The sequence below is a fragment of the Gluconacetobacter diazotrophicus PA1 5 genome (assembly GCF_000067045.1).
GTDB classification, from domain to species: Bacteria; Pseudomonadota; Alphaproteobacteria; order Acetobacterales; family Acetobacteraceae; genus Gluconacetobacter; species Gluconacetobacter diazotrophicus.
The window spans coordinates 455,930-477,672 of the sequence record NC_010125.1; the positions used below are offsets into that span (position 1 = coordinate 455,930).

Below are 21,743 nucleotides of genomic sequence, written 5' to 3' on the forward strand. Positions count from 1 at the left end.
CTCTCTGTCCGGATTATCCGCCATATGGCCGGGAAAACCATCCGAAGGCTGGCGGGGGCATGGAATATTGTGCCGAACCGCGCCATGAATACAAAACATTCCGCCTCCGAGATCATTGATTCGGATGCGGCGGCCCGGCGGGGGGCTTCTATGATCGGATATCGCAGAACGCATCCATCAGCGGCAGAGGATCGTCAGACATGGCTCAGTTCCGTCCCAAATACATCACGTTCGACTGCTACGGCACGCTCATCTACTTCGAAATGGCCAATGCCGCGCGCGATCTGTACGGTGACCGGCTGGACGAGGCGGAGATGCAGGAGTTCATCAGGAACTTCTCGGGTTATCGCTTCGACGAGGTCATGGGCGACTGGAAGCCGTATCACGAGGTCGTCCACAACGCGCTGGAGCGGACCTGCAAACGCCGCGGCGTGACGTTCCACGACGACGATGCCAGGCTGGTCTACGAGCGCGTGCCGACCTGGGGCCCGCACCCGGATGTGCCGGCGGGGCTGGCGAAGGTGGCCAGGGAAATCCCGCTGGTCATCCTGTCGAACGCGATGGATGCGCAGATTCCCGACAACGTCGCCAGGCTGGGCGCGCCGTTCCACGCGGTGTTCACCGCGCAGCAGGCGCAGGCCTACAAGCCGCGCTTCAGGCCGTTCGAATACATGTTCGACGAACTCGGCTGCGGCCCCGAGGACATCCTGCACTGCTCGTCCTCGTTCCGCTATGACCTGATGTCCGCGCACGATCTGGGCATCAGGAACAAGGTCTGGGTCAATCGCGGCCACGAACCCGCGAATCCCTATTACGAGTATGTCGAAATCCCGGACATTTCCGGCCTGGCCGGTGTCGTGGGACTGTAAAGGTCAAGACCATGAAATTCGCCTCCTACTGGCATGACACGGCCCCCGTCTTCGACAAGGGCGCGGGCGGGCCGGTCGATGGCCACTATGACGTCGCGGTGATCGGCGGCGGTTTCACGGGGCTGTCGGCAGCCCGGCAGCTTGCCAGGGCAGGGGCCCGCGTCGTCGTGCTGGAGGCGGAGCGTGTGGGCTGGGGCGCGTCCGGCCGCAATGGCGGGCACCTGAACAACGGGCTGGCCCACAGCTACCCCGATGCGAAGGCGAAGCTGGGCAAGGAGCGCGCGATCGCGCTCTACAAGGCGTTCGACGATTCGATCGACACCATCGCCTCGATCATCGACGACGAGGGGATCGACTGCGATTTCCGGCGCGCGGGCAAGCTCAAGCTGGCCTCCAAGCCCCAGCACGTCGCGGGACTGGCGAAAAATTTCGAGGCGATCCACGCCGAGGTCGATCCCGACACCGCCTGCTGTCGCAGGCGACTGAAGGCCGAGATCGGCGCGCCGTTCTACGGCGCGATGCTCTTCCGCAAGAGCGCGGTGATGCATATGGGCCGTTATGTGACGGGCCTGGCCCAGGCGGTCGTGCGGCATGCCGGCACCATTTTCGAAAACGCGCCGGTGACGGACACCGTCAGGACCGGGAACCGGCACGTCCTGACGACGCCGCGCGGGCAGGTGACGGCGGACACCGTGCTTGTCGCGACGGGCGCCTATACGACGCCGAATTTCGGGTTCTTCCGCAAGCGGATCATCGTCGTCGGCAGTTTCATCATCGCCACCCGCCCGCTGAACGCCGCCGAAATCGCGGCGGCCATGCCGGGCAACCGTACCTGCGTGACGTCGATGCATGTCGGGAACTATTTCCGCCTGTCGCCCGACAACCGCCTGATCTTCGGCGGTCGCGCCCGGTTCTCGGCAACGTCCGACCACACGTCGGATGCCAGGAGCGGCAAGATCCTGCGCGCGCAGATGGCCTCCATCTTTCCTGCCCTGGCCGATGTCGAAATCGATTACTGCTGGGGCGGCCTGCTGGACATGACGCAGGATCGCCTGCCGCGCGCCGGGTATCAGGATGGCGTGTGGTATGCCATGGGGTTTTCGGGACACGGCGCCCAGCTTTCGACCCAGCTTGGCGTGGTCATGGCCGACAATATCCTTGGCCGCGAGGACCGCAACCCGATGAAGGGCGTCGCGTGGAACGCCATTCCGGGGCATTTCGGCAAGCCGTGGTTTCTGCCGATGGTCGGACTCTACTACAAGATGCTGGATCGCATCCGCTGAAAGGACAGCCCTTCTTTCCTCAGGAAAAGAAGGGCTGTCCTCAAAGACCGATCAGGACGCTCTTGCTCTTGCGGTTGGCCAGATACGCCTCCCGCCCCAGATCCTTCCCCAGCCCGGACTGCTTGTATCCCCCGGTCGGCAGGATATGGTCGCGCGACCGGCTATAGCGGTTGACCCAGATCGTCCCCGCCTGGATCAGGCGGCTCATGCGGACGGCGCGTGACAGGTCGGACGTGAAAACCCCGGCGGCCAGGCCGTATGTCGGGTGGTCGGCCAGGGCCAGCGCCTCCTCCTCCTCGGTAAAGGTCTGGACGGTCAGGACGGGGCCGAAGATTTCCTCCAGCAGCGCCGGGGACCGGGGGGACACGTTGGCCAGGATCGTGGGCTTGTAGAAATATCCCGCGCAGTCCATCCGGCCGCCGCCGATGACGCATTCCGCGCCGTGGGCGATCGCGGCCTGCACGATGCCGTCGATACGGCTGATCTGCACTTCGGAAATGATGGGGGGATAGCACGATGTCTCGTCCCAGGTCGGGCCGGGACGCACGCGCTCCATGCGCGCGGCGACGGCTTCGACCAACGGGCCGGCGATGCCGTCCTGCAGGATCAGGCGCGTTCCGGCCACGCAGCCCTGTCCGGCATTGGCCAGGATGCTGGCGGCGATGGCATCGGCCGCCCGGGGCAGGTCGGCGTCGGCAAAGACGATCTGCGGGCTTTTCCCCCCCAACTCCAGCGTCATGGGCTTGATGCCGGTGGCGGCGATGTGACCGGCAATGGCGGCGCCGGCACGGCTGGACCCCGTGAAGCTGACCTTGGCAATGCCGGGGTGCCCGGTGATCGCGCTGCCGGTCGTCTGCCCGTCACCCAGGACGATATTGATCAGCCCGGCGGGAACACCGGCCTTCACCGCCAGTCGCGCCATATGGACGACCGAGAACGGGGTCTGTTCGGACGGTTTCAGGACAACGGCGTTTCCGGCGGCCAGGGCGGGCCCCAGTTTCCATCCGGCGGTGCTGATCGGCACGTTCCACGGCACGATGGCACCGACCACGCCATAGGGCTCGGTCATGATCATGCCCAGGCTGCGGTCGTCGGTCGGAACCAGATCGCTGCCTTCCTTGTCGGCGAATTCGGCGAAGAATCGGATCTGTTCCGCCGTGACGGCGATATCTCCCGCGACAAGCTGCCCGACCGGCCTGCTGGAAGACAGGGCCTCGATTTTGGCCAGGGTCGCGGCTTCCGTTTCCATCAGGTCCGCCCACGCCTGAAGGATTCTGGTGCGTTCGCGGGGGCGCAGTCCGGCCCAGTTGCTGGATTTCAGCGCCGCCTTTGCGGTATTGACCGCCCGGTCGACAAGGTCGGCCCCGGCCAGGGGGCATCCGGTCTGTGGCCGCCCGTCGGAGGGACGGAGGATATCGATCACGGGCTCGGCGGGCAGAAGGTCCCCGCCGATGAAATGGCCGACGGGCAGGGGAAGCGTATCCGGGTCGAAGCTCAGGCTCATCGGGAAATCCTGTTGTATTCCTGCTGCGTCGGCGTCACGACGCACAGCGTTGACCGAGTGCCGCGATCATGCGCAGGCATGCGGCCAGTTCGCTTTCCAGTATGAATTCGTCGGGCTTGTGCGCGCGGCCGATATCGCCCGGTCCGCAGATGATCGCATCGATGCCGGCCTGCTGGAACAGCCCCGCCTCGGTGCCGTAGCTGACCGCCGGAAGGGTGTCCTGGCCGGTCAGGTCTTCGACCAGGCGGGCCAGTCCGGTGTCCGGCGCCAGCAGCAGGGCAGGGTAGGCGCTGATCTGCTCCCACTCCGCCCGCACGCCGTCGATGGTGAGGGTTTCGACCGCCTCGCGGATGGGCGCCAGAAGGTCCGCCGGCTCGACGCCATGGATGGCGCGCGCCTCGACATCCATCGTGCAGCGTTCCGGGATCACGTTGATGGCCTGCCCGCCGGAGATCACCCCCGCCTGCAGCGACGAATACGGGGGCTGGAAAGCCGGGTGCAGCGGGCCCTCGGTCAGCTTTCGCGCCTGCGCGACGGTGGCGCCGAGGATGCCGGCCATCGCGTGGATGGCATTCGCGCCCAGGTCGGGGCGGGAGGAATGGCCCGGCCTGCCCCGCAGCGTGATCCGTGCCGCCACCTTGCCCTTATGGGCGCGGATTCCGCGCATCAGGCTGGGTTCGCCGATGATGGCGCCCAGGGGGCGAGCGCAAAGCTCGGGCAGGCGGGCGATCATGTGCGGCACGCCGCGCGCGCCGGCCTCCTCGTCATAGGAAAAGGCGATATGGATCGGCCGGGCCAGCTTCATCCGCGCCAGCGCGGGGACGCTCGCCAGGACGGCGGCAAGGAAGCCCTTCATGTCGGACGTCCCGCGCCCGAACAGCGCATCGCCGTCCGCGCGCATGCAAAACGGGTCGGATGACCATTCCGGTTCGCCGGCGGGAACGACGTCGGTGTGGCCCGACAGGATATAACCCGGCCGGTCGGCGGGGCCGATGGTGGCGAACAGGTTGAACCGGTCGCCCTCCGGCCCCGGCAGGACGGATACCGTGGCGCCGTGTTCCTCCAGATAGGCGCGGACCCACTGGACGATCGCGCCATTGGGCGTGCCGACGACGGACGGAAAGGCGATCAGGCGTTCCAGTATGTCGACGACCGTCATCATTCCCCCGCGTTCCCGTTTGTCGATTTGTCCCACGGATGCGGCAAGGCGGCGTTGCGAATGTGGACGGCATTTCGATAGATCATACCGCAATCGTTCCGCCGTGAAGCACGTGCTGCCGTGCGACACGCTCTGCCGCGAACGGGGGACGAAACGACAGAATCTCCTCTCTCCGGCCGCGAAGACGCGCTCCCTTATCGTTACGAACGGGTTATGCTTTCAAAAATCGCGCTGGAGGAGCTGTAACCCGGTGGCTTTCCGCTCTCATACGCGCCGCGACGCGCTTCAGATCCTGGCCGGGGGCGCTATCGCGGCTTGCGCGCCGCCGGGCGCGCGGGCGCAGGCGGTGGAAATCCCCCGGCGCGGGGGGCGCATCCGCGTCGCCGGCTTTTCCGGGTCCAGCGCCGATACGCTCGACCCCGCGCGCGGGGCGCTGTCCACGGATTATATCCGTGGCGCGATGTTCTATGACGCGCTGACGGAACTGGACGAGGCGCTGCAGGTACAGCCCTCCCTGGCCATTGCGATCGAAAGCGACGACGCCATCCGCTGGACGATCCGGCTGCGCAAGGGGGTCCGCTTTCATGACGGCTCCCCGCTGACGGCGGACGATGTGGTGTTTTCGCTGCTGCGGCATCTCGACCCGCGCGTGGGCTCGCAGCAGAAGGCGATCGCCCGGCAGTTCGGCAGCATCCGCGCGCGTGCCGCCGACGAGGTCGAGTTGACGCTGGTCGCGGCCAATGTCGATCTTCCGGCCCTTCTGTCCCTGGCGCCGTTCTACATCATCAAGAACGCCACGACCGATTTTTCGCGCGCCAACGGCACGGGCCCGTTCCTCTGCCAGGAATTCAGCCCCGGCATCCGCTCGGTCGCCGTGCGCAATCCGGACTATTGGCGCGACGGACAGCCCCACCTGGACGAAATCGAATTTTTCACCATCGCCGATGACATGGCGCGCCATGATGCGCTGATGTCCGGGGACGTCGACCTGATCGGCGGCGTCAATCCGCGGCTGGCGCCCCTGCTGCGGCAGCGCGGCCTGCAGATCATGGAAGCGCCGGGCGGGGCCTATACCGATTTCATCATGCGGCTGGACCAGGCGCCTGGCAATAACCCGGATTTCGTGCGCGGAATGAAATACCTGTTCAATCGCGAGCAGATGAAAAGCGCGATCTTCCGGGGCTACGCGCAGGTCGGGAACGACCAGCCGATCGCACCGGGGTTTCCCTATTTCGATGCGTCGCTGCCCCAGACCGTGCAGGACCTGGACCGCGCGCGCTATCATTTCCGGCGATCCGGCCTGACGGGCAGCCGGGTGCCGATGGTCTGTTCGCCGGCGGCGGAGGGATCGGTCGAAATGGCGATCCTGTTGCAGCACGATGCGCCGCCGCTGGGCATCGACCTGGCCATCCAGCAGGTCCCGGCGGACGGGTACTGGTCGAATTACTGGATGCAGGCGCCGATATCCTTCGGCAATCTGAACCCCCGGCCCCGGGCCGAAATGGCGTTTTCGCTGTCCTATGCCTCGGACGCGCCGTGGAACGAATCCCGCTGGCGCAATCCTGAATTCGACCGGCTGCTGCGCGCCGCGCGGGGCGAGCGCAATGAAAGCCTGCGGGCCGAGATGTTCGCGCAAATGCAGGTCCTGGTCCATGACGGCAGCGGGGTGTGCATTCCGCTGTTCCTGAGTGATATCGACGCGTTTTCACCCCGGCTGCGCGGCATGCGGCCCAGGAAGACGGGGGAATTCATGGGCTTCGAATTCGCCCGCCATGTCTGGCTGGCGTCATGAACCGGTTTTCGCGCCACCTGATCGTGCTGCGGCTGGCGGGCCTGCGCATCCTGTCCGCGCTGGGCACGCTCCTGCTGGTGACCATCCTGATCTTCGCCGCGACCAGCTTCCTGCCCGGCGATGCCGCGCAGGCCATCCTGGGACGCAGCGCGACACCGGAAGCGGCGGCCGCGCTGCGCCATTCCCTGCATCTGGACCAGCCCGGATGGTGGCGGTTCCTGGTCTGGATCGGCGGGATGCTGCACGGTGATCCCGGCTATTCCCTGATCAACCACGCCCCGGTGCGCGCGCTGATCGGGCAGCGGCTGCCGCATTCGCTGCTGCTGGCCGGGCTGACGGCCCTGGTCACGGTGCCCACGGCGCTGGTCCTGGGCATCACCTCCGCCGTCTTCCGCCAGAGCTGGTATGACCGCACGGTGGCGTCGGCGACGATCGCGGTCGTGTCCCTGCCGGAATTCCTGGTCGCCACTTTCGCGGTCCTGGTCTTCGCCGTGGAACTGCGCTGGCTGCCGGCGCTGTCGGACACGACGCAGGTGCATGGGCCGGGCGATTTCCTGCGGGCCTTCGCCATGCCGGTCATCAGCCTGAGCTGCGTGGTGATCGCCCAGATGATCCGCATGACGCGGGCCGCGATGTGCGACGCACTGGACGCGCCCTATATCGAGATGGCGCGCCTGAAGGGCTGCGGCCCGGTCAGGCTGGTCCTGGTGCATGCGCTTCCGAACACGATCGGGGCGCTGCTGAACATCATCGCGCTCAGCCTGTCCGGGCTGCTGGGCGGCGTCGTGGTGATCGAGACCGTGTTCGATTACCCGGGCCTCGCGAAACTGATGGTGGATGCCGTGGCAACGCGCGACATGCCCGTCATCCAGGCCTGCGCCCTGATTTTCTGCGGGACCTACCTGGTGCTGATCACGCTGGCCGATGTCGCATCCATACTCGGCAACCCGCGCAGGAGGCGTTCTTGACCGAGCCGGTTCTGAATGACGAGGCGGGCATGGTCGCCGCGACGATCGCGGGCCCGGCGCGGCCATGGCGCCGGGCGGTGACCGGGCGGCAGGGGGTCGCGCTGGGGGCGTGCGTTCTTTTCGGGATCGTCCTGCTGCTGCCGTATCTTGCGCCCTTCGATGGCGGGGCGGTGGTCAGCGACGCGGTCTTCGCGCCGCCCAGCCGGCATTTTCTTCTCGGCACCGATTATCTGGGCCGCGACGTCTTCAGCCGCATCCTGGTGGGCGTGCGCGACACGGTCTTCATCGCGCTGGCCGCGACCCTGCTGGCCTGCGCGGTGGGCGCCACGCTGGGCATCGGGTCGGCCCTGGTCGGCGGATGGGCGGAAATCCTGCTCAGCCGCCTGTGCGATGCGCTGATTTCCATTCCCAGCGTCCTGTTCGGGCTGATCCTCGTCGCGGCGTTCGGTTCGTCCTGGCCGGTGCTGATCGGCGCGATGGCGGTGATCTACATGCCCGGATGCTATCGCGTGTCCTATGCGCTGGCGCTTCAGCTCCACCAGCTCGATTTCGTGCTGGTGGCGCGGGGCCGGGGCGAGGGCCTGCCTTACCTGATCCGCCACGAAATCCTGCCGAACATGATCGGGCCGGTGCTGACGGACATGGGCCTGCGCTTCGTCTATGTCGTGCTGCTGCTGAGCAATCTCAGCTTCCTCGGGCTGGGGGTGCAGCCGCCCGACGCGGACCTCGGCTCGCTGGTGCGCGAGAACATTCTCGGCATCGTCTTCGCGGCGCCCGCCGTCCTGGCGCCCGCCTTGGCGATCGCGGTGCTGACCGTCGGCGTCAACCTGTCGATCGACCGGATGTCCGCCAAGGGGGGCCGCCGGTGAAGTCGCTTGCCGAACTGCCCATCATCTCCCTCTCCGGCCTGAAGATCACCGGCCGGCGTCCCGGCGAGCCCGAGACGGTGATCGTCGACGGCATCGACCTGACGGTCCAGCGGGGCGAAGTCATCGCGCTGATCGGCGAATCCGGGTCCGGCAAGACCACGATCGCGCTCGCACTGCTGGGCTACGCGCGCCAGAACTGCCGTATCGCCGGGGGCACGATCACCGTCGCGGGGTACGACGTGCATGCGATGGGCCCGGCGGCGCTGCAGAAGATCCGCGGCCGCACCGTCGCCTATGTCGCGCAGAGCGCGGCCGCGTCGTTCAACCCGGCCAAGCCGATCATGACGCAGGTCATCGAGGCCGCGCACCTGCACGCCACGATGCCGCGGCGCGAGGCGGAGGCCCGCGCGGTCGAACTGTTCCGGCTCCTGGCCCTGCCGGACCCGGACAATGTGGGGCGGCGCTACCCGCACGAGGTATCGGGCGGGCAGTTGCAGCGCCTGCTGGCGGCCATGGCGCTGATCACCGACCCCGAGATCATCATCTTCGACGAACCGACGACCGCGCTGGACGTCACCACGCAGATCGAGGTGCTGGCCTCGTTCAAATCCGTGGTCAAGGCCCTGAACATTACCGGCATCTACGTCTCGCACGACCTGCCGGTGGTGGCGCAGGTCGCGGACCGGGTGGTCGTGCTGCGCCACGGCACGATCCAGGAAATCGCGCCCGTCCGGCAGATCCTGGAGGCCCCGGCCCACCCCTATACCCGCGCGTTGCTGAAGGCCGCGTCCCCCGTGGCGCGCGACCGCCCGCCGTCGGAACGACAGGCCCCGGTCCTGGCGGTGTCGGGGCTGGTGGCCGGCTATGGGGGGCTCGATCCGCGGGGCTATCCCGTCGTGCCGATCGTCGATGGCGTGACGTTCACGCTCGGGCGCGGCAGGACGCTGGGCATCATCGGCGAATCCGGGTCCGGCAAAAGCACGCTGGCGCGGACCATCGCCGGGTTCCTGCCCGCGGCCCGGGGCACCGTCATGCTGAACGGGACCCCTCTGGCCCCCGACCTCGCCCACCGGTCGCGCGAGGAAAAGCGCCGCATCCAGATGGCGTTCCAGATGGCGGATACCGCGCTCAACCCCCGCCAGCCGATCAGGACCATCCTGTCCCGCCCGTTGCAGCTCTATCACGGCATGCAGGGGGCGGCGCTGGATGCGGAAACCCGGCGCATGCTGGACCTGGTGAAGCTTCCGGCGGCGATGGCCGGCCGCCTGCCCGGCGAATTGTCCGGCGGGCAGAAGCAGCGGATCAACCTGGCCCGCGCGCTGGCGGCGCGGCCCGACGTGCTGCTGTGCGACGAAATCACCTCCGCGCTGGATACGGTGGTGGCGCAGGCCGTGCTCGACCTGCTGCGGGACATCCAGCGCGACCTGGGACTGTCCTGTATCTTCATCACGCATGGGCTCGAAACCCTGCGCTCGGTCTGCGGCGACGTCATGGTCCTGTATCGCGGGCGCACGGTCGAGGTCACGCCCCGCGCGGCATTGGGCGATCCGGTCCATCATCCCTACACGACCCTGCTGACCGGCTCGGTGCCCGAATTGCGGCCCGGTTGGCTGGAGGATATCCGCGCCGCCCGCGCGCTGGACCGCCCGGCCCCGATGGCGGATGCCTCGGGGGGCGCGGACGTTCGCGCGCTCTGCCCGTTCCTCGATCGCTGTCCGGTGCGCCTCGATGCCTGCCGGACCGCGCCGCCTCCCGTGCGGCACAGTCCGGCCGGGGCGGATATCCTCTGTCATCGCCAGATGCCGTAGGCTCCACAAAGGAAACCCGGCGGTCCGTCTGGCGTATGCAGCCGGGCGTCCATTTCGGACAGCCCGCAAGTCGAGGCCACGATGCCCGGACCACATGACAAGCCCGGCTCCTCGCGCGTCCCCCTCCGGCTTACGCCGGGCACGCTGGGCCGCCTGGGCGTCATCGGGGCCGTGATGCTGGCCCTGTGCGGCGCCTTCGCCTGGGATGCGGGCGTCCTGTCCTCCCGCCGCCTGACGCAGGGCGGGGTGATGGCGGCCCTGCGGGCCGTGGACGGGCTGCATCCCGGCTTTCGCCGCAACCATGCCAAGGGGCTGTGCGTCACCGGCTGGTTCCAGGCCAGCGGGCAGGCTGCGGCGCTCTCCACGGCCTCGCTCTTCCGTCCCGGGCGCGTGCCGGTGGTCGGGCGGTTCGCGCTGGCGGGCGGCATGCCGTTCCAGCCGGACGCGCCGGCCAAGGTGCGCAGCATGGCGCTGCGCCTGATGCCGCCCGACGGGCAGGAATGGCGGATGGGAATCAACGATATTCCGGTCTTCGTCGCGCGCACCGCGCAGGAATTTCGCGACCTGCTGCTGGCCACCCGGCCCGATCCCGCCACGGGCAAGCCCGATCCGGCCCGGATAGGGCCTTTCCTGTCCGCGCATCAGGCGGTGGCCACGGCGCTGGGGCGTGTCGCCGCCCGGCCGCTCACCTCCGGCTTCGGCGACGATACCTACTACAGCCTGGACACGTTCCGCTTCGTCGATGCCGGCGGCGCCTCCGTGCCGGTCCGCTGGGCGATGGTGCCCCTCCAGCCGGTCCAGCCGGCCGGGGCCGGCGGGGGGCCGGACTATCTGTTCGACGACCTGGCCGCCACGCTGCGCCGGCAGCCGCTGCAATGGCGGCTGGTGGTGACGGTGGGTGATCCGTCCGATCCGACCGCCGACCCGACCCTGTCCTGGCCGTCCGGCCGCCGGCAGGTCGATGCCGGCCTGCTGACGCTGGACCGGGCCGAGAGCGAGGATGGCGGGCCCTGCACCGGCATCACCTACGACCCGGTGGTCCTGCCGCCCGGCATCACCCTGTCGGACGATCCGATCCCGGCCGCGCGGTCGGCCGCCTATATGCGGTCCTTCATCCTGCGCTCGGGCGAGGCCAAGCCGCCCAGCGCCGTAACGCCGGGCATGGCCGGGGCGGGGGGCGGATCATGACCCCCGTCATCCGCACCCGCGTCATCCGGTTTTCCGTCCTGGCCCGGGTCCTGCACTGGCTGATGGCCGTGATGATCCTGGGCATGCTGTTCGTCGGTGCGTTCATGGCCGCCAGCGTGGGGCCGTCCTACGCCGCCCTGGTGGCGCTGCACCGGCCGATGGGCATCGCGATCCTGCTTCTGACCGCGATCCGGCTGGGCAACCGGCTGATCGTCCCGCCGCCGCCGCTGCCGGACGGCATGCCGGCCATCCAGCGCATCGCGGCCCTCGGGTCGCATATCCTGCTCTATGCCCTGATGATCGCCATGCCGCTGGTGGGCTGGGGCATGCTGTCGGCGGGCGCCTATCCGGTCGTGCTGTGGGGGCCGGTGCGCCTGCCGCCGATCCTGCCGCATGATCCGGCCCTGTTCGCGCTGCTGCGGCACATGCATACATGGCTGGCCTTCACCCTGTTCGGGGTGATCGTCGCGCATGTGGGCGCCGCGCTGCTGCATGGGCTGATCCTGCGGGACGGGGTGTTGCCGGCCATGGCGTCCTGGCGCAGGGGGCGGACGGGGAGGGAGGATGTGTGATGATGAAGACCATTCTGGGGCGCTACAGCACGCCTGACGGCCATTGGGTCGGGGACGGCTTTCCCGTTCGCTCGCTGTTTTCGTACAATACGCTCGGACAGGAGGTCAGCCCCTTCCTGCTCCTGGACTATGCCGGGCCCCACCGCTTCGCGCCGGCCGACGCGCCGCGCGGCGTGGGGGTGCATCCGCATCGCGGGTTCGAAACGGTGACCATCGTCTATGACGGCGAGGTCGAACATCGCGATTCCACCGGCGCCGGCGGCGTCATCGGGCCGGGCGACGTGCAGTGGATGACGGCGGGAAGCGGCATCCTGCACCAGGAATTCCACTCCCGCGCCTATACCCGCACCGGCGGCCCGTTCCGCATGGTCCAGCTCTGGGTCAACCTGCCGGCCCGGGACAAGATGGCGCGCCCCGGCTACCAGTCGATCGCCTCGGCCGACATTCCGGTCGTCGCCCTGCCCGACGAAGCCGGGCAGGTACGCGTGATCGCCGGCGCGTATGGCGGCACGGCGGGACCGGCACGGACCTTCACGCCGCTGGATGTCTGGGATGTCGGCCTGCGCGCGGGGGCGCACGTGACCTTCGACCTGCCGGAGGGACACACGGCGATGCTGGTGGTGCTGGAGGGACAGGTCACGGTGAATGACGGTTTCGCCGCCGCCGGGGCCGACATGGTCCTGCTGGACCGCACGGGGCAATCGGTATCGGTCGCGGCCCGGGACGACGCCATGCTGCTGGTCCTGACCGGCCAGCCGATCGACGAGCCGATCGTGGGCCGCGGCCCGTTCGTGATGAATACCGAGGCCGAAATCCACCAGGCCATCGAGGACCTGCGCGGCGGCCGGTTCGGTACCCTCGGGGCCGCCTGAGCGGATTTGAAAGCAGGGGACGGAGTGCGCGGCCGGTCGCCGTCCTGCATCGTGGGTGCGCGACAGGTTTGGAAGGAACGCCCCGATGGTCGAGATGACAGACATGACGGAACGGGACCCGCGCTGGGCCCGCATCGTGGCACGGGACCGCCGCGCGGACGGCCTGTTCTGGTATTCGGTGCGCACGACCGGGGTCTATTGCCGCCCGTCCTGTCCCTCCCGAATGGCAAAGCCCGGCAACGTGCGCCTGCATGACACGCTGGGGGCCGCACGGGCCGCGGGCTTCCGTCCCTGCCGCCGCTGCAACCCGGACGGCGCATCGCCGCAGGATATCGGCCAGGCCCTGGTCGTCCAGGCCTGCCGGCTGATCGCGGCGCGGGACGACATGCCGTCCATCGCCGACCTGGCCCGCGCGGTGGAACTGAGCCCCAGCCATTTCCACCGGCTGTTCCGGGCCGAGACCGGCCTGACGCCCCATGCCTATGCCGCCGCCCATCGCGCCGGCCGCATCCGCGCGGAACTGCCCCGCGCGGACAGCGTGACCGAGGCGATTTTCGATGCCGGATACGGGTCCAGCGGACGGTTCTACGCCCAGGCGGCCGATCTGCTGGGCATGACACCGGCCCGCTATCGCGCCGGCGGCGCGGGCGAACGGATTCGCTTCGCCGTCGGGCAATGCAGCCTCGGCGCGATCCTGGTCGCGTCCAGTGCCAGGGGCGTGGTCGCGATCCTGATCGACGACGATCCGAACACCCTGGTCCGCGACCTGCAGGCACGTTTTCCCCGCGCCGAGCTGATCGGCGGTGACGAGGAGTACGAACGGCATGTCGCACTGGTGGTGGGCTTCGTGGAGGCACCCGGAATCGGGCTGGACCTGCCGCTCGATATTCGCGGCACCGCGTTCCAGCATCGTGTCTGGAGCGCGCTGCGCGACATTCCGGCAGGGCAAACCGTCACCTATGCCGACATCGCGCGACGGATCGGCCAGCCCCAGGCTGTCCGGGCGGTCGCCGGGGCCTGCGCGGCCAACCGGATTGCCGTGGCCATTCCCTGCCATCGCGTCGTCCGCAACGACGGCGCACTGTCGGGCTATCGCTGGGGGGTGGACCGCAAGCGCATCCTGATCGATCGCGAGCGCACGGCCGCGCCGGTTCCTTCCGCCCGTCCAGAAGGCCGATCGTCTTGACCGTGTGGAAGACCGAATGGGCGTCGTGACATTCCGCCAGCAGGTAATTGGGAATTCCCGGCGCGGCGTGGTGGACGTGATGCAGCCCGATGCTGGCGGAAAACCAGGTCAGGATGGGATGGAGCCGCAGGAAGGAGCATCCGGTCAGCGATTGGCAGCACGCCGGTCTCGCCCCTTGCATGCGCGCCACCCGTTCCGCCCTCGGCCGATTGCATGATAGGGTGGGGCGGCTGTGCAGGAGAGGACATGTGCTTGTCCGTGAGGGAGAAACCCGGACCTTCGTCATGGATCGCCGCCTTGGCTGCTCGCTCGCCGCCATCGCGGGGGCGGTGAATGCGGCGGGATTCCTGGCGGTCGGCTATTATTCGGCCAACATGACGGGCAATGTCTCCGCCCTGGCCATGAGCCTGCATGTCGGCGACCTGGCCGTCGTCGCGTCCTGCCTCGGACTGATCGCCGCCTTCGTGACCGGGGCGGTGGTTTCGACCTTTCTGGTCAATGCGGGCCGCCGCCGGCGGCACCGGGCGGTCTATGCCTTCAGTATCCTGCTGGAATCCGTGCTGCTGGGACTGCTCGGGGTCCTGGATATCGCATTGCATACCGGCCCGCGCGGTCCGGTCCTGGCCTATGGGCTCAGCTTCCTGATGGGGCTTCAGAACGCGACAGTGACCCGCATCTCCGGCGCGCGGGTCCGGACAACGCACATGACCGGAATGCTGACCGATTTCGGCATCGAAATTGCGGACTGGCTGGACGCCTTCCGCTCGGCCGAGGATCCGGGCCAGTTGACCCAGACACGCCAGCGGCTGCTCCTGCATGGCGGAATCGTTCTGTCATTCGCGGCGGGCGGGCTGGCGGGGGCCCTTGCCTATGGCTGGTGGACGGCGCGATTCTTCCTGGGACTGGCCGTCCTGCTGGCCTGGCTGGCCCTGCCCGGGGTATGGGCAGGCCCTGGCGCGCGCGGCGTCATGGGGCCGACCGAGCCCGGCCGGACGACCTAGCCCCGTCCACCGGCAGTCACCCCAGGTTGACGAGGCCGGACAAGGCGTCCTCCAGCACATGGGCAAACATCCCCGGCACCAGACTGCCGCGCACGGCGGCGGCGGCACCGAAGAGCAGCCCGAGAACGGTGATCTGCGCCGCCAGCACCGGCCCCTGGTAGAGATGCGCCGCACCGAAGATGGCAGCCTGCGCCACGACCCCGATCCAGGTCCGACCGGAAAGATAGGCGATCTGCCTTTGCAGAAGTCCGCGAAAGGCCAGTTCCTCGATCACCCCCGCGCAGGCGGCGAGCACCAGCCAGACGGGGATTTCCCAGTCGTGTGAAGGAATGATCCGGTTGACGGCGGCGACATCGCCCGCGCCGAGAAGATGCGTCATCCCGGCCTCGGCACCGCGCAGAAGCGCGAACAGCAGCAGGCCGCACCCCAGATCGGCAAGAAGCGTGCGGGTATCGGGACGCCGCGCGCTGACAAGCGCCGAGCCCCAGCCCCACGCCGCGCAGGCTGGCGCGGACGAAGTGGAAGAGCAGGTATTCGCCGCCGATCAGCGACAGGAAAAGGACGATCTGCTCATGGGGATGATGGCCGGGCGAGGCCGTGCCCGTGCCCTGCCGGCGCGTCAGGAAACCGCCGAGGGCCATCATCGCGACGATGGCGCAGAACCCGGCGGTGCGTCCGGGGGATGCGACGGGTCGGGTCGGCACGGAAAGGTCGGAATGCATCTGGCGGGTTCCTATTGCAACCTGGTGGCATTAAAGTCGCATGATGGATGCGAAAAAGCAACTCAGTAGCCTTAAGGATTCTCCGCCGCAGGATTCCGCGGAAATCCGGCGTCGTCCGGGCGGCCGCAGCGCACGCTTCCACGCGGCGGTGATCGAGGCGACGCTTGCGATGATGGAGGCGGGCGAGATGCCGAGGGTCGAGGAGGTCGCGCGCCGTGCGGGCGTGCAGAAATCCTCGATCTATCGCCGGTGGGAGACGATCGGCGGCCTGGTCTTCGAGGCCGTGGGCATGAAGGCGCGCCTGACGATGCCCCTGCCCGATACCGGGTCATGCCAGGACGATCTCAGGACCTATCTCGCCTCCATGGTCGCCTTCCATCGCTCCGACTTCGGGCGGCTGGTGACGCGCCTGATCGTCGACGTGCCCGAGGCCGTCCGGCGCGAGTTCTGGCGTGCCCGCCTGGACGCGGCCTCGATCCTGCTGAAAAGGGGCCAGGCGCGGGGGGAGGTGGCGCAGGGGCTGGACGTGCGGCTCGCCACCGAAATGCTGATCGCGCCGCTCTATTTCCGCGCGCTGGTCTCCGCCGAGGAGGTCGTTCCCGAACTGGCCGATACGATTTCCGGACTCGTCCTGTCGGGCGCGGCGTCCTGATGCCGACCTTCATCCCGGGCGGCCACACGATCCTGGCCCATTACCCGGGCGATGACGGCGATGTCTGGATCAGCGAGGACATCGTGACGGAAAGCCGCATCTACTGGCAGGACCGGTGCTGCCAGAGCGAAAGCGACGCGGACGGGGTCAGCTACGCCGCCTATATCCATGCCTTGTTCGGCTTCATCATGCAGACCCCGGCGGGAACGCGACCGGACGAGCCGGTCCTGCTGATCGGATGTGGCGGCGGGTCGCTGGCGGCGATGCTGAGCGTGGCGGAACGGGCGGTCGAGATCGTCGACGTGAATCCCGCGTCCTTCCTGATCGCCCGCCAGCATTTCGGCCTGCCGCTGTGGATACCGTGCCATGCGATGGACGGGGCGCGCTATCTCCATGCCCTTCCGCCGACGCAGCGCTATGGCGCGATCATCATCGATGCATTCCGGGGGGAGCGGGTTCCCGACCACCTGCTGGGCCGGGCCTTCCTGGCCCAGGTCGCCTGTCGCCTGTCGGATGGCGGGTTCATGGCGATGAACCTGCTGGAATGGCCCGATCACCCCGAACCGATCGTACGGGCCGTGGATATGGCCGGGGCCGAAATCGCGCCTCCGGGTACGGTCAGGCTGTTCGAGGAAGCGGTGGAGTGCGAACGCAATGTCATCCTGCTGGCCGGAAACGTATCGGGTTTCACCCTGCCCGACCTGCTGCTGCCGCCCCGGACCATGATCGCCGAAACACGCAGGATGCTGACCCGGATGCGCTTCAGAAGAACGGCCTGATCCCGAGTCCGCGCTTTCGGGGGTGGAGACTTGTTGTGACAATCACTGTTACAACAACAAAGTTTTAAATTCGACCCTGTCGGGTCGCCGAATGTCACGTCTCCGTCAAAATCGGCTCGAACTGTAACCTGCGTGGCAACCGGCAGGGCGCCGCGGCGTCAACTCCATTCCGGTGACAGCCGAGCGGACGATGAGTTCCTGTCCAGCAGGGATCGACGAGCCCGTCCCACAGGACGGCAGGCAGGGATGACAGATGCCAGGCGCCCAGGTGTCGATCGGAAAAATTTTTCATTTATGCAGCAAAGGGTATTCATATTCATTTACGTCATGTCATCGAATAATCAGTCTGTCATAAACTTCGCATACCAGAACTTGGAATGAACAGATCTGGTATTGTGCGGAGCCGCCATGATTCCGCCTTAAATCTTTCATTAAAATAAATTTGACATCCGTAAATTCCCCGTGATCTTCTGCGCCGGCGCTCAGGCGAAAAAACGGGGAAAGTCCTTTATAAATCACTGAATTACAGTGACGGCGCGGTCGTGGTTGCTCTGCAATCTGAAGAGTTTCCTTCAGGAGGATGGAATGGCGCATGTACGCCGAAAAGTAGCCACGCTGAATATGGCGTTGGCCGGGTCCCTGCTCATGGTGCTGGGCGCGCAAAGTGCGCTGGCGCAAGGGAATTTCAGCCGGCAGGAAGCCGCGCGCATGGCGCACCGTCCGGGTGTGATGCCTCGTGGCGGCCCGCTCTTCCCCGGGCGGTCGCTGGCCGGGGTGCCGGGCTTCCCGCTGCCCAGCATTCATACGCAGCAGGCGTATGACCCGCAGTCGGACTTTACCGCCCGCTGGACACGTGCCGACGCATTGCAGATCAAGGCGCATTCGGATGCGACGGTCGCGGCCGGGCAGAATTCCCTGCCGGCGCAACTGACCATGCCGAACATCCCGGCGGACTTCCCGGTGATCAATCCGGATGTCTGGGTCTGGGATACCTGGACCCTGATCGACAAGCACGCCGATCAGTTCAGCTATAACGGCTGGGAAGTCATTTTCTGCCTGACGGCCGACCCCAATGCCGGATACGGTTTCGACGACCGCCACGTGCATGCCCGCATCGGCTTCTTCTATCGTCGCGCGGGTATTCCCGCCAGCCGGCGGCCGGTGAATGGCGGCTGGACCTATGGCGGCCATCTCTTCCCCGACGGAGCCAGCGCGCAGGTCTACGCCGGCCAGACCTACACGAACCAGGCGGAATGGTCCGGTTCGTCGCGTCTGATGCAGATACATGGCAATACCGTATCGGTCTTCTATACCGACGTGGCGTTCAACCGTGACGCCAACGCCAACAACATCACCCCGCCGCAGGCCATCATCACCCAGACCCTGGGGCGGATCCACGCCGACTTCAACCATGTCTGGTTCACGGGCTTCACCGCCCACACGCCGCTGCTGCAGCCCGACGGCGTGCTGTATCAGAACGGTGCGCAGAACGAATTCTTCAATTTCCGCGATCCGTTCACCTTCGAGGACCCGAAGCATCCCGGCGTGAACTACATGGTGTTCGAGGGCAATACCGCGGGCCAGCGTGGCGTCGCCAACTGCACCGAGGCCGATCTGGGCTTCCGCCCGAACGATCCCAATGCGGAAACCCTGCAGGAAGTCCTGGATAGCGGGGCCTATTACCAGAAGGCCAATATCGGCCTGGCCATCGCCACGGATTCGACCCTGTCGAAATGGAAGTTCCTGTCGCCGCTGATTTCGGCCAACTGCGTCAATGACCAGACCGAACGGCCGCAGGTGTACCTCCATAACGGAAAATACTATATCTTCACCATCAGCCACCGCACGACCTTCGCGGCCGGTGTCGATGGACCGGACGGCGTCTACGGCTTCGTGGGTGACGGCATCCGCAGTGACTTCCAGCCGATGAACTATGGCAGCGGCCTGACGATGGGCAATCCGACCGACCTCAACACGGCGGCAGGCACGGATTTCGATCCCAGCCCGGACCAGAACCCGCGGGCCTTCCAGTCCTATTCGCACTACGTCATGCCGGGGGGACTGGTTGAATCGTTCATCGACACGGTGGAAAACCGTCGCGGGGGTACCCTGGCGCCCACGGTCCGGGTGCGCATCGCCCAGAACGCGTCCGCGGTCGACCTGCGGTACGGCAATGGCGGCCTGGGCGGCTATGGCGATATTCCGGCCAACCGCGCGGACGTGAACATCGCCGGCTTCATCCAGGATCTGTTCGGCCAGCCCACGTCGGGTCTGGCGGCGCAGGCGTCCACCAACAATGCCCAGGTGCTGGCGCAGGTTCGCCAATTCCTGAACCAGTAATGACGGGGTTCGACCAGCCCGCCCTCCGGCGGGCTGGTCTTTCGATATTGATGACCATGACCGGGACAGTTCCGCGATCGGCCGGATGGCGCCGCCTGTCGCGGCGCTGCCTGCCGGCCGCGTTCGCCCTGCTGTTTCCTCTCGGGGCGCCGCACGCGGCCGATACGCCCCAATGGCGGCCCGTCCTGCATTTCTCGCCGGCGGCGTACTGGATGAACGATCCGAACGGGCCCATCCTTCTCGATGGCGTCTATCACCTGTTCTACCAGTACGCTCCCGGCAGCATGACATGGGGGCATCCGTCCTGGGGGCACGCGACCAGCACGGATCTGCTCCACTGGACGGAGCATGGCGTCGCGATCGCGGCGACACCGGGCGAGGAGATCTTTTCCGGAAGCCTGGTGCCGGACCCGCTGAATCGCTCGGGTCTGGGGAGTACGGACGCGCCGCCGCTGCTTGCCTTCCACACATCCGTGTTCCACGACAATCCGGCCCATCCCGACGGTACGCAGGCACAATCGGTGTCCGTCAGCCATGACGGCGGTTTCACGTGGCGGCCGTACGCCCACAACCCCGTCCTGACGCTTCATCCGGACTCCCGGCAGTTCAGGGACCCTTCGGTCTTCTGGTACCAGGATGGCGGCTGCTGGATCATGACGACCGTCGTGGGCGACGCCCAGCTGGTCAAGCTCTACCGGTCCACCGACCTGCTGCACTGGTCGTTTCTCAGCGACTTCCAGCCCTCCGGCTATCGCAAGCCCGGCATGCTGTGGGAAATGCCCACACTGGTTCCGCTGAAGCTGGACGGAAACCCGCGGGCGACCAGATGGGTCATGATCGTCAGCGTCAATCCGTGGAGTATCGCGGGCGGATCGGGCGTGCAGTATTTCGTGGGCCGGTTCGACGGCGTGACCTTCACGCCGGACGCGCTGCCTCCGCCGGGGTCCGATCCGTCCCGCTATGACTGGCTCGACCACGGCGCCGACCAGTATGCGACGACCCTGTTCGCCAATACCGGCTCCGGCGCCCCGGTGCTGATCGGGTGGATGGACAACTGGGACTACGCGACGGACCTTCCGACCGCGCCCTGGCGGGGGCAGATGACCCTGCCGGTGGACATCGCGCTGAAGACCGTGGACGGACATCCCACCGTGATCCAGACCCCGACCCGCGCGTACGAGGACATGGTCAGGAAAAAGGGAGTCGTGACCTACGGGGACCGGAACCTGCCGCAGGACGGGCGCGTGACGATCCCGTCCCGGGGCGAGGTCCTGGACATCCGCCTGGTGCTGCGGCGCGGCGGCGCCCGGCGCGCCGGCATCGTGGTACGGGAAACGCCGGACGGCAGGACCGGCACGTCGGTCAGCTACGATTTCGTGGACGGTACCCTGACCGTGGATCGCGGCCGTTCCGGCCTGGTCGGCTTCTCGCCCCGCTTCAGCACCCGGCATATCGCGTACCTGGCCGCGCCGGGCGGCGAAGTCGCGCTTCATCTGGTCGTCGATCGCGCTTCGGTCGAACTGTTCGCCAATGATGGGGTGCTGCGCATGACCGACCTGATCTTCCCCCCGGCGGGAAGCGACCGGATCTCGCTGTTTGCCGAAGGGGGCGGCGCCACCATTCACGGATTGCGGGTGGCGGTGCTGGCCCGATGAAATCCCCGGTGAAATCCCGTCCGCTCCGGCGGCGTTTACGAGGGGTGAGGCGGCCTGAACAGCCGCCGCGCCCAGGACAGGACAAGGGCCTGGTAGGCCTCGTTCAGAAGGAGGGTGTGGGAATGGTAATTGCCGATCGCGCGCATCAGGTCGCCATGGGTTTCGTTCAGGTAGGTACGCATGACGGCCCCCGCGGCGCTGATGTTGTAGCAGGGATCGTTCAGCAGCGCGCGATAGACGACCGGGGGAGGGGTATTGGTGAATCGCGCGATCGGGATAACCCAAAGCGTATTCACCTGCATGACGCCCAGGTCGTCCGTGCCGTTCGCATTGTGATGCACCAGGCCGTTCCGTCCGCTCTCCACGGCCTGGATCGACGGCAGCACCCGGGGCGGCAGGTGATAGAACGTCGCGGCCAGCGCCATGCAGCCCAGATACGCCACGCCCATTCGGGTTCTCCCTTTTGCGGATCGACGCAGCTTGTGACGTCTGGTTCTGCCAAATGATACGAAAAAGCATGGCCA

General features: G+C 67.2%; 19 protein-coding genes. 15 read left to right on the forward strand and 4 right to left on the reverse strand.

Going from position 1 to position 21,743, the window contains the following annotated elements; all coding sequences use genetic code 11:
- Window positions 1-200: 200 nt before the first annotated feature.
- Window positions 201-869, forward strand: a complete 669-nt coding sequence (locus GDI_RS02140; RefSeq protein WP_012222866.1) for a haloacid dehalogenase type II — start codon at window positions 201-203, stop codon at window positions 867-869.
- Window positions 870-880: 11 nt separating this feature from the next.
- A complete protein-coding gene (locus tag GDI_RS02145; RefSeq protein ID WP_012222868.1) occupies window positions 881-2,152 on the forward strand; it encodes an NAD(P)/FAD-dependent oxidoreductase in 1,272 nt (423 codons plus the stop codon).
- A 40-nt stretch (window positions 2,153-2,192) separates the two neighbouring features.
- Here GDI_RS02145 and GDI_RS02150 read toward each other — a convergent pair whose 3' ends face one another.
- Together GDI_RS02150 and argE are read right to left on the reverse strand one after the other, a co-directional pair.
- Window positions 2,193-3,656 (reverse strand): aldehyde dehydrogenase family protein, encoded by a 1,464-nt coding sequence (locus GDI_RS02150; RefSeq protein ID WP_012222870.1) that lies wholly within the window; start codon window positions 3,654-3,656, stop codon window positions 2,193-2,195.
- 34 nt (window positions 3,657-3,690) lie between these two features.
- Window positions 3,691-4,818: an acetylornithine deacetylase gene (argE, locus tag GDI_RS02155; RefSeq protein WP_231854189.1), complete on the reverse strand. Its 1,128-nt coding sequence runs from the start codon at window positions 4,816-4,818 to the stop codon at window positions 3,691-3,693.
- A 247-nt stretch (window positions 4,819-5,065) separates the two neighbouring features.
- On the opposite strand from argE, the gene GDI_RS02160 reads away from it, so the two are divergent.
- The 9 genes from GDI_RS02160 to GDI_RS02200 all read left to right on the forward strand — a co-directional run bounded on the left by GDI_RS02160 (window position 5,066) and on the right by GDI_RS02200 (window position 15,071).
- A complete protein-coding gene (locus tag GDI_RS02160; RefSeq protein ID WP_041249251.1) occupies window positions 5,066-6,607 on the forward strand; it encodes an ABC transporter substrate-binding protein in 1,542 nt (513 codons plus the stop codon).
- The gene (locus GDI_RS02165) at window positions 6,604-7,575 is read left to right on the forward strand and encodes an ABC transporter permease (protein WP_012222876.1); all 972 of its coding nucleotides are present in this window, start codon (window positions 6,604-6,606) and stop codon (window positions 7,573-7,575) included. The genes GDI_RS02160 and GDI_RS02165 overlap by 4 nt, the downstream gene beginning before the upstream one ends.
- Window positions 7,572-8,444, forward strand: coding sequence for an ABC transporter permease (locus GDI_RS02170; protein WP_012222878.1), 873 nt, complete (start codon window positions 7,572-7,574; stop codon window positions 8,442-8,444). The genes GDI_RS02165 and GDI_RS02170 overlap by 4 nt, the downstream gene beginning before the upstream one ends.
- Window positions 8,441-10,252: an ABC transporter ATP-binding protein gene (locus tag GDI_RS02175; RefSeq protein ID WP_012222880.1), complete on the forward strand. Its 1,812-nt coding sequence runs from the start codon at window positions 8,441-8,443 to the stop codon at window positions 10,250-10,252. Before GDI_RS02170 ends, GDI_RS02175 begins: the two co-directional genes overlap by 4 nt.
- 81 nt (window positions 10,253-10,333) lie before the next feature.
- Window positions 10,334-11,440: a catalase family peroxidase gene (locus tag GDI_RS02180; protein ID WP_012222882.1), complete on the forward strand. Its 1,107-nt coding sequence runs from the start codon at window positions 10,334-10,336 to the stop codon at window positions 11,438-11,440.
- Window positions 11,437-12,012: a cytochrome b gene (locus GDI_RS02185; protein WP_012222884.1), complete on the forward strand. Its 576-nt coding sequence runs from the start codon at window positions 11,437-11,439 to the stop codon at window positions 12,010-12,012. The genes GDI_RS02180 and GDI_RS02185 overlap by 4 nt, the downstream gene beginning before the upstream one ends.
- Window positions 12,012-12,884, forward strand: coding sequence for a pirin family protein (locus GDI_RS02190; protein ID WP_012553836.1), 873 nt, complete (start codon window positions 12,012-12,014; stop codon window positions 12,882-12,884). Before GDI_RS02185 ends, GDI_RS02190 begins: the two co-directional genes overlap by 1 nt.
- Window positions 12,885-12,969: 85 nt before the next feature.
- Entirely contained in the window at window positions 12,970-14,070 is a 1,101-nt protein-coding gene (ada, locus tag GDI_RS02195) for a bifunctional DNA-binding transcriptional regulator/O6-methylguanine-DNA methyltransferase Ada (protein WP_012553835.1), read from the forward strand.
- Window positions 14,071-14,318: 248 nt separating this feature from the next.
- Window positions 14,319-15,071 (forward strand): YoaK family protein, encoded by a 753-nt coding sequence (locus tag GDI_RS02200; RefSeq protein WP_012553834.1) that lies wholly within the window; start codon window positions 14,319-14,321, stop codon window positions 15,069-15,071.
- 16 nt (window positions 15,072-15,087) lie between these two features.
- Here the strand turns inward: GDI_RS02200 and GDI_RS02205 are convergent, their stop codons facing one another.
- Window positions 15,088-15,450: a CPBP family intramembrane glutamic endopeptidase gene (locus GDI_RS02205; RefSeq protein ID WP_012553833.1), complete on the reverse strand. Its 363-nt coding sequence runs from the start codon at window positions 15,448-15,450 to the stop codon at window positions 15,088-15,090.
- A 383-nt stretch (window positions 15,451-15,833) separates the two neighbouring features.
- On the opposite strand from GDI_RS02205, the gene GDI_RS02210 reads away from it, so the two are divergent.
- From GDI_RS02210 to GDI_RS02225, 4 genes are all read left to right on the forward strand, one after another.
- Window positions 15,834-16,445 carry a TetR-like C-terminal domain-containing protein gene (locus tag GDI_RS02210; protein ID WP_012553832.1) on the forward strand — a complete coding sequence of 204 codons (612 nt, stop codon included), beginning with the start codon at window positions 15,834-15,836 and terminating at the stop codon, window positions 16,443-16,445.
- Window positions 16,445-17,224, forward strand: a complete 780-nt coding sequence (locus tag GDI_RS02215) for a spermidine synthase (RefSeq protein WP_012222898.1) — start codon at window positions 16,445-16,447, stop codon at window positions 17,222-17,224. Before GDI_RS02210 ends, GDI_RS02215 begins: the two co-directional genes overlap by 1 nt.
- Window positions 17,225-17,809: 585 nt before the next feature.
- Window positions 17,810-19,564, forward strand: a complete 1,755-nt coding sequence (locus tag GDI_RS02220) for a glycoside hydrolase family 68 protein (RefSeq protein ID WP_012222901.1) — start codon at window positions 17,810-17,812, stop codon at window positions 19,562-19,564.
- 56 nt (window positions 19,565-19,620) lie between these two features.
- A complete protein-coding gene (locus GDI_RS02225) occupies window positions 19,621-21,219 on the forward strand; it encodes a glycoside hydrolase family 32 protein (RefSeq protein ID WP_144880038.1) in 1,599 nt (532 codons plus the stop codon).
- A gap of 35 nt (window positions 21,220-21,254) precedes the next feature.
- Here the strand turns inward: GDI_RS02225 and GDI_RS02230 are convergent, their stop codons facing one another.
- Window positions 21,255-21,668: a lytic transglycosylase domain-containing protein gene (locus GDI_RS02230; protein WP_012222906.1), complete on the reverse strand. Its 414-nt coding sequence runs from the start codon at window positions 21,666-21,668 to the stop codon at window positions 21,255-21,257.
- Window positions 21,669-21,743: the final 75 nt, after the last annotated feature.

Excerpts from the sequence above, each read along its gene's own strand:
- GDI_RS02140 (WP_012222866.1), top strand. The coding sequence starts at position 201 with ATGGCTCAGTTCCGTCCCAAATACATCACGTTCGACTGCTACGGCACG.
- GDI_RS02145 (WP_012222868.1), top strand. The coding sequence starts at position 881 with ATGAAATTCGCCTCCTACTGGCATGACACGGCCCCCGTCTTCGACAAG.
- GDI_RS02150 (WP_012222870.1), bottom strand. The coding sequence starts at position 3,656 with ATGAGCCTGAGCTTCGACCCGGATACGCTTCCCCTGCCCGTCGGCCAT.
- argE (WP_231854189.1), bottom strand. The coding sequence starts at position 4,818 with ATGATGACGGTCGTCGACATACTGGAACGCCTGATCGCCTTTCCGTCC.
- GDI_RS02165 (WP_012222876.1), top strand. The coding sequence starts at position 6,604 with ATGAACCGGTTTTCGCGCCACCTGATCGTGCTGCGGCTGGCGGGCCTG.
- GDI_RS02180 (WP_012222882.1), top strand. The coding sequence starts at position 10,334 with ATGCCCGGACCACATGACAAGCCCGGCTCCTCGCGCGTCCCCCTCCGG.
- GDI_RS02185 (WP_012222884.1), top strand. The coding sequence starts at position 11,437 with ATGACCCCCGTCATCCGCACCCGCGTCATCCGGTTTTCCGTCCTGGCC.
- GDI_RS02190 (WP_012553836.1), top strand. The coding sequence starts at position 12,012 with ATGATGAAGACCATTCTGGGGCGCTACAGCACGCCTGACGGCCATTGG.
- ada (WP_012553835.1), top strand. The coding sequence starts at position 12,970 with ATGGTCGAGATGACAGACATGACGGAACGGGACCCGCGCTGGGCCCGC.
- GDI_RS02205 (WP_012553833.1), bottom strand. The coding sequence starts at position 15,450 with ATGACGCATCTTCTCGGCGCGGGCGATGTCGCCGCCGTCAACCGGATC.
- GDI_RS02210 (WP_012553832.1), top strand. The coding sequence starts at position 15,834 with ATGATGGATGCGAAAAAGCAACTCAGTAGCCTTAAGGATTCTCCGCCG.
- GDI_RS02215 (WP_012222898.1), top strand. The coding sequence starts at position 16,445 with ATGCCGACCTTCATCCCGGGCGGCCACACGATCCTGGCCCATTACCCG.
- GDI_RS02220 (WP_012222901.1), top strand. The coding sequence starts at position 17,810 with ATGGCGCATGTACGCCGAAAAGTAGCCACGCTGAATATGGCGTTGGCC.
- GDI_RS02225 (WP_144880038.1), top strand. The coding sequence starts at position 19,621 with ATGACCGGGACAGTTCCGCGATCGGCCGGATGGCGCCGCCTGTCGCGG.
- GDI_RS02230 (WP_012222906.1), bottom strand. The coding sequence starts at position 21,668 with ATGGGCGTGGCGTATCTGGGCTGCATGGCGCTGGCCGCGACGTTCTAT.